Source organism: Burkholderia sp. GbtcB21, from assembly GCF_019091065.1.
GTDB classification, from domain to species: Bacteria; Pseudomonadota; Gammaproteobacteria; order Burkholderiales; family Burkholderiaceae; genus Burkholderia; species Burkholderia pyrrocinia_C.
In genome coordinates, this window is the sequence record NZ_JAGXKA010000001.1 from 855,157 (window position 1) to 870,895 (window position 15,739).

The 15,739-nt window shown below is 65.9% G+C and carries 16 protein-coding genes; 11 read left to right on the plus strand and 5 right to left on the minus strand.

What is annotated here, in order from left to right; all coding sequences use genetic code 11:
• Window positions 1–125: 125 nt before the first annotated feature.
• A complete protein-coding gene (locus tag KVT39_RS03815; RefSeq protein WP_217587847.1) occupies window positions 126–725 on the minus strand; it encodes a GNAT family N-acetyltransferase in 600 nt (199 codons plus the stop codon).
• A 56-nt stretch (window positions 726–781) separates the two neighbouring features.
• Complete coding sequence (locus KVT39_RS03820) at window positions 782–1,696, minus strand: LysR family transcriptional regulator (protein ID WP_034180534.1); 915 nt, start codon at window positions 1,694–1,696, stop codon at window positions 782–784.
• 107 nt (window positions 1,697–1,803) lie between these two features.
• Between KVT39_RS03820 and lysA the strand changes: the two genes are divergently transcribed.
• From lysA to KVT39_RS03850, 6 genes are all read left to right on the plus strand, one after another.
• Window positions 1,804–3,042: a diaminopimelate decarboxylase gene (lysA, locus tag KVT39_RS03825; protein WP_034180535.1), complete on the plus strand. Its 1,239-nt coding sequence runs from the start codon at window positions 1,804–1,806 to the stop codon at window positions 3,040–3,042.
• Window positions 3,043–3,679: 637 nt separating this feature from the next.
• Window positions 3,680–4,480: a transporter substrate-binding domain-containing protein gene (locus tag KVT39_RS03830; RefSeq protein WP_175747349.1), complete on the plus strand. Its 801-nt coding sequence runs from the start codon at window positions 3,680–3,682 to the stop codon at window positions 4,478–4,480.
• Window positions 4,481–4,547: 67 nt separating this feature from the next.
• Entirely contained in the window at window positions 4,548–5,207 is a 660-nt protein-coding gene (locus KVT39_RS03835) for an amino acid ABC transporter permease (protein ID WP_131948438.1), read from the plus strand.
• Between the two features lie 44 nt (window positions 5,208–5,251).
• Entirely contained in the window at window positions 5,252–5,977 is a 726-nt protein-coding gene (locus tag KVT39_RS03840; protein WP_217587853.1) for an amino acid ABC transporter ATP-binding protein, read from the plus strand.
• Between the two features lie 64 nt (window positions 5,978–6,041).
• The gene (gene metC / locus KVT39_RS03845) at window positions 6,042–7,223 is read left to right on the plus strand and encodes a cystathionine beta-lyase (RefSeq protein WP_217587855.1); all 1,182 of its coding nucleotides are present in this window, start codon (window positions 6,042–6,044) and stop codon (window positions 7,221–7,223) included.
• 76 nt (window positions 7,224–7,299) lie between these two features.
• Window positions 7,300–7,644 carry a DUF3088 domain-containing protein gene (locus KVT39_RS03850; RefSeq protein WP_217587857.1) on the plus strand — a complete coding sequence of 115 codons (345 nt, stop codon included), beginning with the start codon at window positions 7,300–7,302 and terminating at the stop codon, window positions 7,642–7,644.
• Between the two features lie 47 nt (window positions 7,645–7,691).
• On the opposite strand, the gene KVT39_RS03855 is transcribed toward KVT39_RS03850, so the two are convergent.
• Window positions 7,692–8,579: a DMT family transporter gene (locus KVT39_RS03855; RefSeq protein WP_217587859.1), complete on the minus strand. Its 888-nt coding sequence runs from the start codon at window positions 8,577–8,579 to the stop codon at window positions 7,692–7,694.
• Between the two features lie 127 nt (window positions 8,580–8,706).
• On the opposite strand from KVT39_RS03855, the gene KVT39_RS03860 reads away from it, so the two are divergent.
• The 3 genes from KVT39_RS03860 to KVT39_RS03870 all read left to right on the plus strand — a co-directional run bounded on the left by KVT39_RS03860 (window position 8,707) and on the right by KVT39_RS03870 (window position 11,361).
• Entirely contained in the window at window positions 8,707–10,185 is a 1,479-nt protein-coding gene (locus tag KVT39_RS03860; protein WP_217587861.1) for a PLP-dependent aminotransferase family protein, read from the plus strand.
• A gap of 178 nt (window positions 10,186–10,363) precedes the next feature.
• Entirely contained in the window at window positions 10,364–10,882 is a 519-nt protein-coding gene (locus KVT39_RS03865; RefSeq protein WP_217587863.1) for a M35 family metallo-endopeptidase, read from the plus strand.
• Window positions 10,876–11,361 carry a hypothetical protein gene (locus tag KVT39_RS03870; RefSeq protein ID WP_131948443.1) on the plus strand — a complete coding sequence of 162 codons (486 nt, stop codon included), beginning with the start codon at window positions 10,876–10,878 and terminating at the stop codon, window positions 11,359–11,361. The genes KVT39_RS03865 and KVT39_RS03870 overlap by 7 nt, the downstream gene beginning before the upstream one ends.
• Window positions 11,362–11,438: 77 nt before the next feature.
• On the opposite strand, the gene KVT39_RS03875 is transcribed toward KVT39_RS03870, so the two are convergent.
• Together KVT39_RS03875 and KVT39_RS03880 are read right to left on the minus strand one after the other, a co-directional pair.
• On the minus strand, window positions 11,439–12,872 hold the full coding sequence (locus tag KVT39_RS03875) for a nicotinate phosphoribosyltransferase (RefSeq protein ID WP_217587865.1): 1,434 nt from the start codon (window positions 12,870–12,872) through the stop codon (window positions 11,439–11,441).
• 74 nt (window positions 12,873–12,946) lie between these two features.
• Window positions 12,947–13,987 (minus strand): bifunctional nicotinamide-nucleotide adenylyltransferase/Nudix hydroxylase, encoded by a 1,041-nt coding sequence (locus KVT39_RS03880; protein WP_034180544.1) that lies wholly within the window; start codon window positions 13,985–13,987, stop codon window positions 12,947–12,949.
• 181 nt (window positions 13,988–14,168) lie between these two features.
• Between KVT39_RS03880 and KVT39_RS03885 the strand changes: the two genes are divergently transcribed.
• Window positions 14,169–14,621, plus strand: coding sequence for a type II toxin-antitoxin system RatA family toxin (locus KVT39_RS03885; RefSeq protein WP_034180545.1), 453 nt, complete (start codon window positions 14,169–14,171; stop codon window positions 14,619–14,621).
• A gap of 198 nt (window positions 14,622–14,819) precedes the next feature.
• On the plus strand, window positions 14,820–15,707 hold the full coding sequence (locus KVT39_RS03890; protein WP_217587867.1) for a DUF4261 domain-containing protein: 888 nt from the start codon (window positions 14,820–14,822) through the stop codon (window positions 15,705–15,707).
• Window positions 15,708–15,739: the final 32 nt, after the last annotated feature.

Below are 15,739 nucleotides of genomic sequence, written 5' to 3' on the forward strand. Positions count from 1 at the left end.
GCCGCGCGTCGTGCGCGGCGCACCGCTTCCCCTGTCATCGCGCAGCCGCCTCCCCTGCCGGCTGCGCGATGCACGTCTGACCAGACGATCCGCGAACGCGCGCGCTGCACGTCACGCGTTATGCGTTACGTCGCGAGCTTCGCCATCAACCGCGCGCGCACGTCCGGCCATTCTTCGTCGATGATGCTGAAGCGCACCGAATTGCGCTTGCGGCCGTCCGGCATGATTCGTTCGTGACGCACGATCCCCTCCTGCTTCGCGCCGAGCCGCAGAATCGCCGCGCGCGATTTCTCGTTCAGCTCGTCGGTCGTGAACTGCACGCGCACGCAGTGCAGCGTGTCGAACGCGTAGGTCAGCAACAGCCACTTCGCTTCGGTATTCGCGCGCGTGCGCTGCGCCGATTCGCTCAGCCACGTATGGCCGATCTCGAGCTTGCGATTCTTGCGATCGATCTTCCAGAAGCGCGTGCTGCCGATCACGCGGCCCGATGCGCGATCGACGATCGCAAACGGCATCACGGTGCCGGCCGCGCGCCCCTGCAATGCCGTGTCGATATACGCGTCGATCGTCTCCGCGCCCGGCACGACCGTGACCTTCAGGTTCCACAACCGGCCGTCCGCGGCGGCATCGAGCAGCGCCTGCCGGTCGGATGCTTCGAGCGGCCGCAGTTCGACGCGCTCGCCGGTGAGGGTCGGTGGTTCGATGGAAAGCGAAGCGTCGGTCATGACAAGGTTCCGGAAAGTGAGGACGATGGCGGCGAAACGGCCATCATACGGCGCCGCTAGCCGAGAAGCGCGGCAAGCCGGCGACGGATCGCCTTCGCCTCGCCGCGCAGCGCGTCGGCAAACGCATCGACGAGCAGGTTCTTCGGCCGATGCTCGGGCACGATCATGCTGACCCGATACGGAAACGACCGCGTGAGCGGCCGCACGTGCAGGTCGCGCCCGACGAAATCGAGCGCAGTCAGCGGATTGACGATCGCGGCGCCGAGCCCCTGCCGCACGAACGCGCACACCGACACGGCCGACGGTGTGTCGACCACCGAGCGCGGCGCGACGCCCAACTGCGCAAACGCCTCGTCGATCAGGATGCGATAAGGATCGTTCAGCGACAGGCTCACGAACGGGCGATCGGCGAGATCCAGCAGATCGATCGCGTCCTGCGCGAGCAGCGGATGGCCGTCGGGCAGCACGCACACTTCGTCGACTTCGAGCAGCGGCGTAAGCAGCGTGCCGGCCGGCGCGACGTCGTGCTCGGTCAGCCCGAGGTCGTACCGCTGCGCGGTCAGCCACTCCTCGAGCACCGGCGACTCCTGCGTCGCGACCGACACGCTGACGCCCGCATGATCCGCGTGAAAGCGCCGGCATGCGCCGGGCAGGATCGCGTGCGAGAACGCCGGCAGCGCGATCACCGAAAGCTGGCCGTCGCGAAACTCGCGCAGGCGCGCGGCCGTCGCCGCGACGCGCTCGAGCCCCACATACGCAAGCCGCACGTCGTCGAACAGCGTGAGCGCGGCCATCGTCGGCCGCAGCCGGCCGTGCGCGCGCTCGAACAGCGCGAAGCCGACGACCTGCTCCATCCGCGCGAGCTCGCGGCTGATCGTCGGTTGCGACGTATAGAGCATCTCGGCCGCGCGCGTCGTGCTGCCGGTGACCATCAGCGCGCGAAAGACCTCGATATGACGGTGCGTGAGCATGGTTCTATATCAGGAATGAATCGAATATCGATAAACAGGCATTTTACTGTATAGCCGAACAGGCGCATCATCCACGCTATCCGTTCATTCGACACGATTCATCCGCCATGTCCCTCGATTCCCGCCAGCTCGCGACGCTCGCGCAGCAATACGGCACCCCGCTGTGGGTGTACGACGCCGACGTCATCCGCGACCGCATCGCCCAACTGCGCCAGTTCGACGTGATCCGCTACGCGCAGAAGGCGAATTCGAACGTCCATATCCTGAAGCTGATGCGCGAGGAAGGCGCGTGCGTCGATGCCGTGTCGCTCGGCGAGATCGAGCGCAGCCTTGCGGCCGGGTTCAGTCCGGCCGGAGAGCCGGAAGGCGTCGTGTTCACGGCCGACCTGATCGACCGCCCGACGCTCGCGGCCGTACTGAAGCACGGCGTGACCGTGAACGCGGGTTCGCTCGACATGCTCGCGCGCATCGGCGAGCACGCGCCGGGCCACCGCGTGTGGCTGCGCGTCAACCCCGGTTTCGGCCACGGCCACAGCAACAAGACCAACACCGGCGGCCCGCAAAGCAAGCACGGCATCTGGATCGACGACGTGCCGCGCGCGATCGAGATCGTACGCCAGTACGGGCTCAAGCTCGTCGGCATCCACATGCACATCGGCTCGGGCGTCGACTACGGCCACCTGTCGCAGGTGTGCGATGCGATGGTCGATCTCGTCACGTCGCTCGGCCATGACATCGACGCGATCTCGGCCGGCGGCGGCCTGTCGATTCCGTATCGCGACGGCGAGCCGCGTGTCGACGTCGGTCACTACTTCAGCCAGTGGGACGCCGCGCGCAAGCGGATCGAACGGCATCTCGGCCACGCGGTGCGCATCGAGATCGAACCGGGCCGCTTCCTCGTCGCCGAAGCCGGCACGCTCGTCACCGAAGTGCAGGCCGTCAACCGCCGGCCGAAGCACGATTTCGTGCTGATCGACGCGGGCTTCAACGACCTGATGCGCCCGTCGATGTACGGCAGCTACCACGCGGTATCCGTGCACACGCACGACGGCGCGCTGCCGGCCGGCCGGCCGCTCGTCGACCTCGCGATCGCGGGGCCGCTGTGCGAATCGGGCGACGTGTTCACGCAGGACGCGGGCGGCGTGGTCACGCACCGCAAGCTGGCGCAGCCGCAGATCGGCGACCTGCTGTTCCTGCACGACGCAGGCGCGTACGGCGCGTCGATGTCCTCGAACTACAACAGCCGGCCGCTCGCGCCGGAAGTGCTCGTCGATCGCGGCGCGCCGCGGCTGATCCGCCGCCGGCAGACGATCGGCGAACTGCTCGCGCTCGAGACGTTCGAGTAACGCGCTTTCGGCGTGACGAAGGCCAACGGCCAGGCTTGCCGCTACCGGCAAGCCTGGCCGTTTTGCTTTTCGGCGTGCTGCAGGTTCGCCCGGTCGCGGCCCGGAGCAACCGCACGACCGCACCGTAGCACCTGATGCCTCGTATCACGCGCAACCGCAGCAGATCGCTTGCGCCACCTTTCGCATGCGGAGAAAAACATTCCACGGCGCGTAGAAAGTGCGGGCATCTTTGGAAACACTTTCCTTTTTGACAAACCTAAGATTGCCCTCAGTCGCACAGCATTCTTGTCGCCGGATACGCATCGACGATGCACCGGCCTACCACTCTCGCAACGCTGCACGGGCAATCATGATCCGCATGCTTGAACTCTTCGCCGCACACCGGAACACGTTCGACATGTGTGCCGCGCGGCCCGCTCACGCGTCACGCTGCGACCGCTCGCGCTTCTCGCGCCTTCATCCGCATTCGCGCCGATCCACCAGCGCGCGCGAACGCATGCCGTAACGCACGGCATCACGCACGGCGGCTAACGACACACGCCGCCACGCGCTCCACCGATTTCCCGCCCACGGCGACACCGCCCGTCGCCGCGGCTTCGCACACCCTGAATTTTCGACAACAACCACGGAGACAACCATGAAGCACTTCACCCCGACGCTCAAGCAAGGCATCGCCGCCGCCCTCCTCTGCATCGCGACCGCTGCGTCGCACGCGGCGGACCTGCTCGACACCGTCAAGCAGGCCGGAGTCCTGAAGATCGCGCTGGAAGGCACCTACCCGCCGTTCGACTACCGCAATGCCGACGGCCAGCTCGAAGGCTTCGACGTCGACGTCGCGAAGGCCGTCGCCGCACGCCTCGGCGTGAAGCCGCAATTCGTCACGACCGAATGGAGCGGGATTCTCGCCGGCCTGCAGGCCGGCAAGTTCGACGTGATCGTCAACCAGGTCGCGATCACGCCGTCGCGCCAGCAGGCGCTCGACTTCAGCGCACCGTACGTGTATTCGTCCGCGCAACTGCTGCAACGGCAGAACGACACGCGCGCGTTCAAGTCGCTCGACGAACTGAAGGGCAAGAAGGTCGGCGTGACGATGGGCAGCAACTACGTCGATCTCGTCAAGACCGTGCCCGCGATCGACCTGCAGGTGTATCCGGGCACGCCGGAAAACCTGCGCGACCTCGCGGCCGGTCGAATCGACGCGGCGGTCAACGATCGCCTGATGCTCAGCTACCTGATCAAGAACTCGCACCTGCCGCTGCGCCCCGGCTCCGTGCTCGCGGGCGGCGAGGACCGGATGGGCATCCCGTTCCGCAAGGGCAATCCGAAATTCGCGAAGGCGATCGACGATGCGGTCGCGTCGCTGCAACAGGACGGCACGCTGAAGAAGATCTCGATGCAGTGGTTCGGCACGGACACGACCAAGCCGGTGACGCAATAACGCAGCCCGCCCCGAGCCCGCGCGCACGAACGCGCGGGCCGTCCGGCACACAATCAGGAGACACGTGATGGAAGCACTCGATCTGGTCGTTCATACGCTGCCCGTGATGGTCAAGGGCGCCGTGCTCACGCTGAAGTTCGCGGTGGCGTCGATGGCGCTCGGCCTCGTCGTCGGGCTCGTGATCGCGATCATGCGCATCGGCAGCAACCGGCTCGCTGCCGGGCTCGCGCAGGGCTACGTCAGCCTGATGCGCGGCACGCCGCTGCTCGTGCAGATGTTCGTCGTCTACTACGGGCTGCCCGATCTCGGCATCACGCTCGATCCGACGACGGCCGGCATCTTCACGCTGACGCTCAACGCGGGCGCCTATCTGTCGGAGAGCATGCGCGGCGCGATCCTCGGCATCGGCCGCGGGCAATGGGCGGCCGCGCACAGCCTCGGCCTCACGCACGTGCAGACGCTGCGCTACATCGTCTGCCCGCAAGCGCTGCGCCTCGCGGTTCCGAGCCTCGGCAACACGCTGATCAGCCTGATCAAGGACACGTCGCTGGTCTCGGTGATCACCGTTACCGAATTGCTGCGCTCGACGCAGGAAGTGATCGCCGCGACGTTCCAGCCGCTGCCGCTCTATCTCGCCGCCGCCGCGATCTACTGGGTGCTGAGCACGCTGCTCACGCGGCTTCAGGGCCGTGTCGAGACGCGCCTCGCGCTGCCGTCCACGCATTGAGCGCGTGCCGGACCTTCATCCCGAACCTCAACGACGGACAGAACATGATTACGCTCGACAACGTATCGAAATGGTATGGCAAGCATCAGGTCCTCTCGGCATGCAGCGCGGCGGTCTCGAAAGGCGAAGTGGTCGTCGTGTGCGGGCCGTCGGGCTCCGGCAAGTCGACACTGATCAAGACGATCAACGGTCTCGAGCCGTTCCAGAAAGGCAGCATCACCGTCGACGGCACGCGGCTCGGCGATCCCGGCGCGAAACTCGCGCAATTGCGCACCCGCGTCGGCATGGTGTTCCAGCACTTCGAGCTGTTTCCGCACCTGTCGATCACCGAGAACCTGACGCTCGCGCAGATCAAGGTGCTCGGCCGCCGCAAGGACGAGGCCGTCGAGAACGGCATGAAGCTGCTCGATCGCGTCGGCCTTAAGGCGCATGCGCACAAGTATCCGGGGCAGTTGTCAGGCGGGCAGCAGCAGCGCGTCGCGATCGCGCGCGCATTGTCGATGAACCCGGTCGCGATGCTGTTCGACGAACCGACCTCGGCGCTCGACCCCGAGATGATCAACGAAGTGCTCGACGTGATGGTCGAGCTCGCGCGCGACGGCATGACGATGGTATGCGTCACACATGAAATGGGCTTCGCGCGGAAGGTCGCGCATCGCGTGATCTTCATGGATCAGGGCGCGGTGGTCGAGGATGCGGCCAGCGACAGGTTCTTCGCCGCGCCGCGCTCCGAACGCGCACGCGACTTCCTCGACAAGATCCTGCATTGACCGCGCGGCGACTGCCTCGCACCGCTTCGATTGACTGATTGATTGCCCCTCAAAGGACGACATCTTGAACCACCTGCATTCGACCGACACCGTACTCGCCCACGAAGGCCGCTCGCACGGCCAGCCCGGTTCGCCCGTGAACCCGCCCGTGTACCGCCAGTCGACGCTGCTCTTTCACGACACCGACGCGCTCGACGCGGTGCGCGGCACGCCGCTCGCGTATGGGCGTCACGGCAGCCCGACCACGCGCGCGCTCGAGAAAGCGCTCGCGCGCCTCGAAGGCGCGCACGCCGCGCTGCTCACGCCGAGCGGCCTCAGCGCGATCACGACCGCGCTGCTCGCTGTGCTGAACCCCGGCGACCATCTGCTGATGGCCGATTCCGTGTACGACCCGACCCGCTCGTTCTGCGACGAGACGCTCGCGCGCCTCGGCATCGAGACGACGTACTACGATCCGGCGATCGGCGCCGGCATCGCATCGCTGATGCGGCCGAACACGCGCGCGGTATTTGCCGAATCGCCGGGTTCGCTGACCTTCGAAGTGCAGGACATCCCGGCCATCAGCCGCGTCGCGCACCGGCACGGCGCGGTCGTGCTGCTCGACAACACCTGGGGCACGCCGCTGAATTTCCGGTCGTTTTCGCATGGCGTCGACGTGTCGATTCATGCCGCCACGAAATACATTGCCGGACACTCCGACGTGCTGATGGGTGCGATCCTGACGACCGAGGCGCTCGCGCCGAAAGTGACGCGCTTCTACCGGCAACTCGGGATGACCGTCAGCGGCGACGACGCGTATCTCGCGCTGCGCGGCTTGCGCACGCTGTCGGTCCGTCTCGAGCGGCACCAGCGCAACGCGCACGTGCTGACCGAATGGCTCGCGAAACAGCCGGAGGTCGCGCAAATCCTGTATCCGGCGCGGCCCGGCGACCCCGGCCATGCGCTGTGGCAGCGCGACTTCACCGGCGCGTGCGGGCTGTTCGGCATCGTGCTGCATCCGCAGCCCGACGATGCGGTGCGCGCGCTGCTCGACGGAATGACGTGCTTCGGCATGGGGTATAGCTGGGGCGGCTTCGAAAGCCTGATCGTCCCGTCCAATCCGTCGCGCCATCGCACCGCCACGCAATGGGCGGCGGCCGGCCCGCTGCTGCGGATTCACGCGGGGCTCGAGCATCCCGACGACATGATCGCCGACCTCGCCGCCGGTTTCGCGAGAATGCGCGCCGTCGCGCTCGCGGAAGCCTGAAGTCCGGCGACGTAGTACACGCCGCCCCGCATCACGTTTTCTTCAACGTTCGTCCCTCTCTCATAGCGAGACAATCATGAAAGACACGCTGTTCATTCTTCGCCCCGGTTTTTTCAAGGACTCCGAAGGTCCGTTCTACTGCGGCGATTCCGTTTCCGTCGAAGGGTTGCTGAGCTTCTACCCGCAGCTTCGCGACGCCGTCGATGTCGAATACATCGACGCGCCGCGGCCGCGCCAGCCTATCGTCGCGCTGATCGGCGCAGACAACCAGTCGGCCCCCGTGCTCGTGCTCGGCGACGGGCAAGCGCCGAAGGACGGCGCACTCGCGATTCGCGAGCACAACGGCCGGCGCTTCATCGATTCGCCGGCCGATATCCGGCGGTATCTGTCTTCGCAGTACGGCGTGGCGCAAGTCGCGTAAGCATGCCGCTCCGTGCCGTCGAGCGACGGCATGGAACGACATGCGCGTCACCCCGCGCGCTGCACCGGCGCTATTTTCGAGAAGTACTTCGCGCCGGCCACGCAGCCGACCACGACGACCGTCACGACGACCATCGCCGGCGGCACCGTCTCGTGCAGCAGCCCGGCGGCCAGCAGGAAACCGAAGAACGGCTGCAGCAGCTGCAACTGGCCGACGCCCGCGATCCCGCCGAGCGCGAGCCCGCGATACCAGAACACGAAGCCGATCAGCATGCTGAACAGCGACACATACGCGAGCCCCCACAACGCGGCGGCATCGACACCGTCGAACGACGCGGGCCACGTAAGCCACGTGAGCGGCAGCATCAGCGGCAGCGACAGCACGAGCGCCCACGAGATCACCTGCCAGCCGCCGAGATCGCGCGACAGGCGCGCGCCTTCCGCGTAGCCGAGCCCGCACGCGACGATCGCGGCCAGCATCAGCGCATCGCCGACCACCGACGCCTGGCCGCCGTTGCGCAGCGCAAACGCGGCCACCGCGCCGCTGCCGACGATCGAGAAGATCCAGAACGGCAGCCGCGGCCGTTCGCCGCCGCGCCACACGCCGAACAGCGCGGTCGCGAGCGGCAGCAGCCCGACGAACACGATCGCGTGCGCCGACGTCACGTGCTTCAGCGCAAGCGCCGTCAGCAACGGGAAACCGACCACGACCCCGAGTGCGACGATCGCCAGCGACACGGCCTCGGCCCGCGACGGCCGCTTCTGCTTCAGCACGACGAGCAGCAGCAGGCCGAGCGCGCCGGCGATCGTCGCGCGCGCGAACGTGAGGAACAGCGGGTCGAGCCCCTGCACCGCGACACGCGTCGCAGGCAGCGAGCCACTGAAGATGATCACGCCCAGCAGGCCGCTGAGCCATCCGTCGGTTGTCTTTTGCACGGGAAATCCTGAACGGGGAAAGGTGGATGAACGATGATCCGCCGCCCGCGAAAAACGCGTAAGCTACACCCCAATACAATCCGGACAAACTGTACTGGACAACCGGCCGTACAGTTCACTCTTCGCCATGAACCATTCCGCCCCGATTCCCGTTCCGCCCGCGCCGTCGCGCACGCGCGTCGAAACCGTGATGGATACGTTGCGCGTGCGGATCGCGAGCCGCGCGCTGATGCCCGGCGCGCGCGTGCCGTCGATCCGGATGATGGCCGACGCGCTCGGCGTGTCGAAATCGACGGTCGTCGATGCATACGAGCGGCTCGCGAGCGAAGGCGTGCTCGTCGCGCGGCGCGGCTCGGGCTTCTACGTGTCGGGCCACGCACCGCCGCTCGCGCTCGCCGATCTCGGCCCGCGCCTCGACCGCGAACTCGATCCGCTGTGGCTGTCGCGCCAGTCGCTGGAGGCGGCGCCGACGACGGTGAAACCCGGCTGCGGCTGGCTGCCGTCGTCGTGGCTGCCCGACGAGAGCCTGCGCCGCGCGCTGCGCGCCGTGTCGCGCGACGAATCCGATGCGCTGACCGACTACGCGACGCCGCTCGGCCTGCCCGCGCTGCGTCAGCAGCTCGCGTGGCGGCTCGCGCAGCACGGCGTCCACGCGGAACCCGCGCAGATCATGCTGACCGACGGCGGCACGCACGCGCTCGACCTCGTATGTCGCCTGCTGCTGGAGCCGGGCGACACGGTCGTGCTCGACGATCCGTGCTACTTCAACTTCCAGGCGCTGCTGCGCGCGCATCGCGCGCGGATCGTCAGCGTCCCGTACACGCCGAACGGGCCCGATCTCGTGCGCTTCGAACAGGTGCTCGCCGAGCACCGGCCGCGCCTGTACATCACCAACGCGGCGCTGCACAACCCGACCGGCGCGACGCTCGCGCCGCCCGTCGCGCACCGGCTGCTGACGCTCGCGGCCGAGCACGACTTGCTGATCGTCGAGGACGACATCTTCGCGGATTTCGAGAGCGCGCCCGCGCCGCGCCTCGCGGCATTCGACGGGCTGTCGCGCGTCGTGTCGATCGGCAGCTTCTCGAAGACGCTGTCGGCCGCGATCCGCTGCGGCTACGTCGCCGCACGCCCGGAATGGATCGAGGCGCTCGTCGACCTGAAGCTCGCGACGTCGTTCGGCAACGCGCAGATCGGCGCGAACGTCGTGCACCGGCTGCTGATCGACGGCACGTACCGGCGTCACCTCGACAGCCTGCGCGCGCGTCTTGCTGACGCGATGGGCGAGACGATCCGGTGCCTCTCGCGCGCGGGGCTCGGAATCTGGACGGAGCCGCGCGGCGGCCTGTTCGTGTGGGCGCAACTGCCCGACGGGCTCGACGCCGCGCGCGTCGCGCGCCACGCGCTTGACCGCGACGTCGTGCTGGCGCCGGGCAACGTGTTCAGCGTGTCGCGCAGCGCAACGTCGTACCTGCGCTTCAACGTGTCGCGCTGCAAGGGGCCGGCGGTGTTCGATGCGCTTGCGCGCGCGATGGAGGCGGCGCGGGCGGCGGAGCACGCGCGCGTGCAGGCGGATGCGGGCGGACGCTTGCTGGCTGGAGAGCCGTGATGACGGACTGACACGCAGACGATTATCGAGAAGTTTGGTGATCAGCCGCGTTCAGCATCCGAAACGTCATCCCTCCGGCACGCGGACGACGGATCGAAAAATCATACTCATCCCATAGACGAGCGTGCCCTCGACAGCCGATAGTTTCCCCCAACTTTTTGCCGGGTCTATCGAGCGAATGAACGGGATTCTGAATTCACACGACGCTGCCGAAGACGAAGACGACGAATGGGTTTTCGTCGGGACCACCTACACGAACACGACGCCAGGATCCGTTCATGTTATCGACCTCGACCTGACACCGATCTGCGAGAACATGTCGAACAAGGCATTCGGGAAACTGATCGATGTCATCCGGTGGGACGAGCAGAAACAGCGAAACATCACGTGTACTGTGTTTCCCGACAACGGAATCGCCGATGCCGCCGTATGCAAACCCGATTCGGACAAGCGAATCATCGCAATCTATCCACACTTCTGCACGCTTCCCGACGCTCGACTCTCTTCCAATTGCAAGTTGAAGGTCCTGATTCACGAGTGTACGCACTACGTCGACACCTTCGACTCGAACGACGAAATCTACGGATTCGGGACCGGCCTTAAATACTGGGCACGAGATCATCGGGATCTGGCGATCAATAACGCCGACAGCCTCGCTTGCTATATTTCATTCTTTGACGACAGGGTCCTGTGGTGAGATCTCTCGCGCATCTGACGAGCATCGCGCTCGGGTTATGCCTGGCATTTTCGCCGCCGCTCGCGGCATGTACCGTTTCCGAAGACATGCTGGACAGTGTCCCGCTCAACTCTTCCGACATTCCAAATGAGGATCGAGTCAAGATTGCGGACATGGTTATCCGCGCCCGTCAGTGGCCCGATGCCGACATCCGCGGCATCATCTCAGCCGGCGCGTATGTCGGTGAAAGGGACCCACAAGCGCTTGCGCTGCATCGAGCGGCCAATCTGAGGGAATATCTCGTCCAGCTCGGCATCAAGGACGAGAACATATGGTCGGACACACACATGATCTCGAAACCGTATCCGAAAGACAGCGCCGGCTACGAGGGTTATCTTCAGATCGGACTGACACTGGTTCCGCTGTGTAAAGACGGATGCCGGCATCTTTGCGACGATCCTCGCATCACACCGACATCCCGGGCAATCCGTCGACCCTGACCGCCTTCGACGAAGCCGCCACCGATCTCGCCAGCGTCAGGGTGACACGAACGCCTCGCGCCACCCCGCTCTCTACCTCAAACCTCCCCCGCGTGCGCCCTCGCCCGCACCTCGGCAAACGTCGTATCGACCAGCAACCGCCCCGTATCGAACACCGTTTCGAGCGCCTCATCCCATTCGCCTTCCAGCGCCCGATCGTCCCACGCAACGGGCAGTGTCGTCGTCCGATACTCTCCGGTGCGGCGATTGCGCAGCAGCGTGAGCCGCCCCTTCTTCGAGCGCTTGCCCTGATCGGTGACCGGATCCTTGCGGACGTCGTGCCACACGCCATCGCGCCGGATCGCCGAGCATTTCATCGCGAAGCGCTGCGTATCGCGATTCACCTGCTGCAGCAATGCGCCGCCCATGCCGAACACGACATTGCCGGCCGCATAACCCGCGTCGTCGAGCGCGGAAAGAATCGCGTCGATCGACAACTCGTCGACACCATCCCCCTGGATCACGCGCACGCGGTTCAGCACGCGCCGCCCCTTGCCGTTCAAGGTCGAGCCGAACGACACGTCGAGCGCGCGCACGGTCTGCATCACGATCTTCACGGGATCACCCGAATCGGGACGCACGACGAGCGTCGCGCCAGAATCGATCACGGCCTGCCGCAGTTCGCCGCCCCACAGATCGAGTGCGGCGAACAGATCGTAGGAATCCGACACGACCGACACAATCGCGCCGGGCAGCCCGAAGCGGCGGATCATGTTCCGGTACGCATCGGCCTCGCCTTCCCTCCCCCACGACGTGATCGTGCTGTGCTCGGCCGCCGGCACCGAGTACGCCGCCATCGGCTCGCGATAGAAGCGGTTCGCGGCCAGCACACCGAGCACCGTATCCGAGCCCATGAAGTTCACGAGGTGCGCCGCGCCGCCGATCGCGGCCGACTCTGCGCTCGACACGCCGCGCGCGCCGAAGTCGTGCAGCTTGAACGGCAGTTGCGCGAGATCGTCGTCGGTCCTTTCGAGGAAACGGCGGATCGTCTGCCGCAGGTGCCAGCTTCGCGTCGCGACCGTCACCGGATACCAGACGCGCAACAGCATCGTCTCGAGATACGACGCGAGCCAGAACACCTGCGGATCGTCGCATTCGACGGTCATCAGCACGTTGTGCACCGGCACGACCGAACCCTCCGGCACTGCGCGGATCTTCACGGGCAGATAGCCGTCGTAGCGTTCGACGATGTAGCGCCACCCTGCTTCGTTGAACGGCACGCCGTGCACCGTGAAGAAATCGCGCGCATCGTCGATCATCGCGTGCGTGACCGGCTTGCACAGATATTCCTTCAGCAGCATCTGCAGGCCGAAGAACAGCGTGCGGTCGTAGCGGCCGCCGCGCGATTCGACGTACGAGAACATCGCCGACGCGTCGGGCGGATATTGCAGGAAGTGGGAAGCCTTGTACGAATCCGTGTTGAGGATCGGATTGGCGAGAACCGCGGCAAAGCCGCCGGGATCGTTTTGCATGGCTAGAGCTCCTCTAGGCCGTTGAAGTGCCGCCGCGTCTGTCGCGGCGGACCGGAATGCGGGGAATCAGCGGATCACAGCTTCCCCAGGAAGTGATACGCGATGTCGAAGTGATCCTCGAACATCACGTTGCGCATCTGCGCGAATTCGTTGAGCGGCACCCAGCGTGCCTTGTCGGCGTCGTCGCTGCCCTTCACGCGCGGCAGCTCGCCGGTCGGGAAATTGAACAGGCACGCGTGCGTGATCGTGCGGCCGCGCAGCGAGCGGGTCGGGTGATCGAACACCTGCCGATCCTTGATCGAGCCGCGCAGCACGGGCTCCGGCAGCTTCAGGCCGGTTTCCTCGCGCAACTCGCGAATGCACGCCGCATCGAGCCGCTCGTCCTGGTTCACGAACCCGCCCGGCAGTGCCCACAGGCCGCGGCCCGGTTCGCTGCGGCGGCGCACGAGCAGGATATGACCCGAGTGCACGACCACCGCGTCGACCGTCACGAACGTGACGGGATACGGCGCGGCCGCCCATGCCTTGCGATACGCGGCGATGAATTCGGCTTCCGACTTCAGTTGCGCGAATTCCGGCTGCGTGCGAAAACGCTCGAGCCAGCCGAACACGGGTTCCGGCACGGCCCACTGCACGAAGCTGTTGGTGCGTTCTGCGAAATACTGGTCGCGGATCTCGGTGGCGGAAATGTCTTCGGTCGCATCGACGTCGACGAGCTCCCATTGCGGGAACATCCGCAGGTAATACGACGTGGCGTCCTTCTCATGGCCGATCAGCCCGACCTTGCGCTGCGCGACTTCGCCGAGCGCGGACGCGACGGCGTCCTGCACCCAGCGCACCCAGTCGCCGTCGTTGTACGTCGAATCCTGCAACGGCGCGATCGTCACGCGGTCGCGCTCGGACGCGTCGAACAGCGAAGCCAGCATCTGGCGGCGCTCGTCGAACGAGAACGGATCCTTGATGGTGCGGGGCTTGTCGGTCGACCCGATCAGCACGCACACGCGCTCGGCCCGGCTCAGTGCCGACTTCAGCACGTTCAGGTGACCACGATGCGGAGGCTGGAAACGACCAATGAAAACGAGCGCGTCGAAGCGCCGGTTCTGTTGCGTACTCATGAGGCTCCCTCAAGAGATTGAAACGCTTCGGGTCTTTCCCGAAGGGTTGGAATGAATCCTAGGTGAAATCCCGGAGTGCGTCAATCGAGCACACGCTCGACTTGACCAAGTCTGACGAAATGCGCGGTATTGGCGGGGTACACTCGGTTTCATCCCAATCCGCACCATTGCGCCCGCCATCATGAGGATCTCAGTCAGCCGGACCGTCGGCGTCGATCGCAGACGCCTCTTCACGTGGTCGCAGGATTACGCGCGGCGGCTCGTGTGGGACAGCTTCCTCGTCGACGCCTATCTGCTCGACGAAACGACGGCCGACGTCGGCGTCGACGCGTTCTGCCGCAGCCAGTCGGGCGCGACGATGGTGTCGCGCTACATCTCGTACCGCCCGCCGCAGGTCGCTGCCGTCGAAATGGTCGACGGGCCGAAGGTGCTCGAACGCTTCAGCGGCAGCTGGAACTTCACCGAACACACACCGGGTTCGACCGAAGTGAAGTTCACGTACAACTTCCGCGCTCAGCCGTCCTGGCTGCGCTGGCTGCTCGAACCGCTGATCGGCGCGTTCTATCTCGTGCAGACGCGCCGGCGTCTCGATTCGTTCAAGCGCTGGGCCGAAGCGGAAGCGCTGCCGCGCTGATACGCACTGCCGTGCTGTCCGGCGTGTCTGCGCCGTCTCCCTCCGGATACGTTCGAACCCGCCATGGCCGCTTCATCGGGTATTTGCCAGATTCGCCGAACCCGGGGAAACTACGGGCGGCCGTCACCCTGACGGCGAGCCCTGACCGAGAGAACAGGGCACTCCTCCCTGAAACGGCATCGATACAAACACAATCCAATGAGCCTGATATCCCGATTCTTTGGCCGCAAGGAAGAACCCGAAAACCCCGCCGCACTGGTCGCTGCGTCCGACGTCGAGCATCCGCTGAGCGTGACGGTCGTCTTCGACGGGCCGCTGCAAGTCGATATCGCTTCGCTGACGGCCGCGCTGCGTGCGTACCATCCGAGCATGAAGCACGCGCGTGTCGAAACCGAGCCCACGCTGGAGCAGGTATTCGGGCTCGCCGGCTGGGGCAACCACGTCGTCCGGCTGGTCGGCTTCGATGCGCCCTATCCGTCCGACGCGCTGGAAGCATGCGTCGCGCCCGCCCACTACGGGCAGGACCTGAAGCAGCAGGTGCGCGCGAGCCGCAGCCACGTGATCCTCTACTACGCCGGACATGAACCCGATCCGCTCGACCAGTATGTCGCGCTGGCGGCCGTCGCCGGCGCGCTGGCCGAACAGAACGGCCTCGCGGTGCTGAACGAACACGCACACACGTCGCTGCCGGCCGGTGTCTTCGATGCGAAGGAACTCGGCGCAGAAAGCCTCGAAGTGCTGCGCGGGATCCCGCTGAACCTGTTCTTCTGCGGCTTCGTGAAATACGAGGTCGAAGGCGTCGAAGGCGTGTGGATGCGCACCTATGGCGCCGACGTGTTCGGCCTGCCCGATTTTGCGGCGCTCACGGAAGGCCATCACGAAGGCGAACGCTATTCGGGCATCTTCAACAACGTGATGCACTACCTGCTGGAAAGCGGTGCGCGCATGCATGCGGGCGAGACGATGCAGGTCGGTTCTGAAACGTTCATGAAGCTGCGGGAACCGCTCGAGCACGAGTATTACCTGCAGGGGCCGGCGCAGGTGCTGGTGGCCGAACTGATCTCGGCGGACCAGATCAATCGCTGATTGCGCCGCGATCGCGCGGTGCGCGGGCTCGA

Bases quoted from the DNA above. Each gene is read 5' to 3' on its own strand.
- KVT39_RS03815 (WP_217587847.1), bottom strand. From the start codon at position 725: ATGACCGACGCTTCGCTTTCCATCGAACCACCGACCCTCACCGGCGAG.
- KVT39_RS03820 (WP_034180534.1), bottom strand. From the start codon at position 1,696: ATGCTCACGCACCGTCATATCGAGGTCTTTCGCGCGCTGATGGTCACC.
- lysA (WP_034180535.1), top strand. From the start codon at position 1,804: ATGTCCCTCGATTCCCGCCAGCTCGCGACGCTCGCGCAGCAATACGGC.
- KVT39_RS03830 (WP_175747349.1), top strand. From the start codon at position 3,680: ATGAAGCACTTCACCCCGACGCTCAAGCAAGGCATCGCCGCCGCCCTC.
- KVT39_RS03835 (WP_131948438.1), top strand. From the start codon at position 4,548: ATGGAAGCACTCGATCTGGTCGTTCATACGCTGCCCGTGATGGTCAAG.
- KVT39_RS03840 (WP_217587853.1), top strand. From the start codon at position 5,252: ATGATTACGCTCGACAACGTATCGAAATGGTATGGCAAGCATCAGGTC.
- KVT39_RS03850 (WP_217587857.1), top strand. From the start codon at position 7,300: ATGAAAGACACGCTGTTCATTCTTCGCCCCGGTTTTTTCAAGGACTCC.
- KVT39_RS03860 (WP_217587861.1), top strand. From the start codon at position 8,707: ATGAACCATTCCGCCCCGATTCCCGTTCCGCCCGCGCCGTCGCGCACG.
- KVT39_RS03865 (WP_217587863.1), top strand. From the start codon at position 10,364: ATGAACGGGATTCTGAATTCACACGACGCTGCCGAAGACGAAGACGAC.
- KVT39_RS03875 (WP_217587865.1), bottom strand. From the start codon at position 12,872: ATGCAAAACGATCCCGGCGGCTTTGCCGCGGTTCTCGCCAATCCGATC.
- KVT39_RS03880 (WP_034180544.1), bottom strand. From the start codon at position 13,987: ATGAGTACGCAACAGAACCGGCGCTTCGACGCGCTCGTTTTCATTGGT.
- KVT39_RS03885 (WP_034180545.1), top strand. From the start codon at position 14,169: ATGAGGATCTCAGTCAGCCGGACCGTCGGCGTCGATCGCAGACGCCTC.
- KVT39_RS03890 (WP_217587867.1), top strand. From the start codon at position 14,820: ATGAGCCTGATATCCCGATTCTTTGGCCGCAAGGAAGAACCCGAAAAC.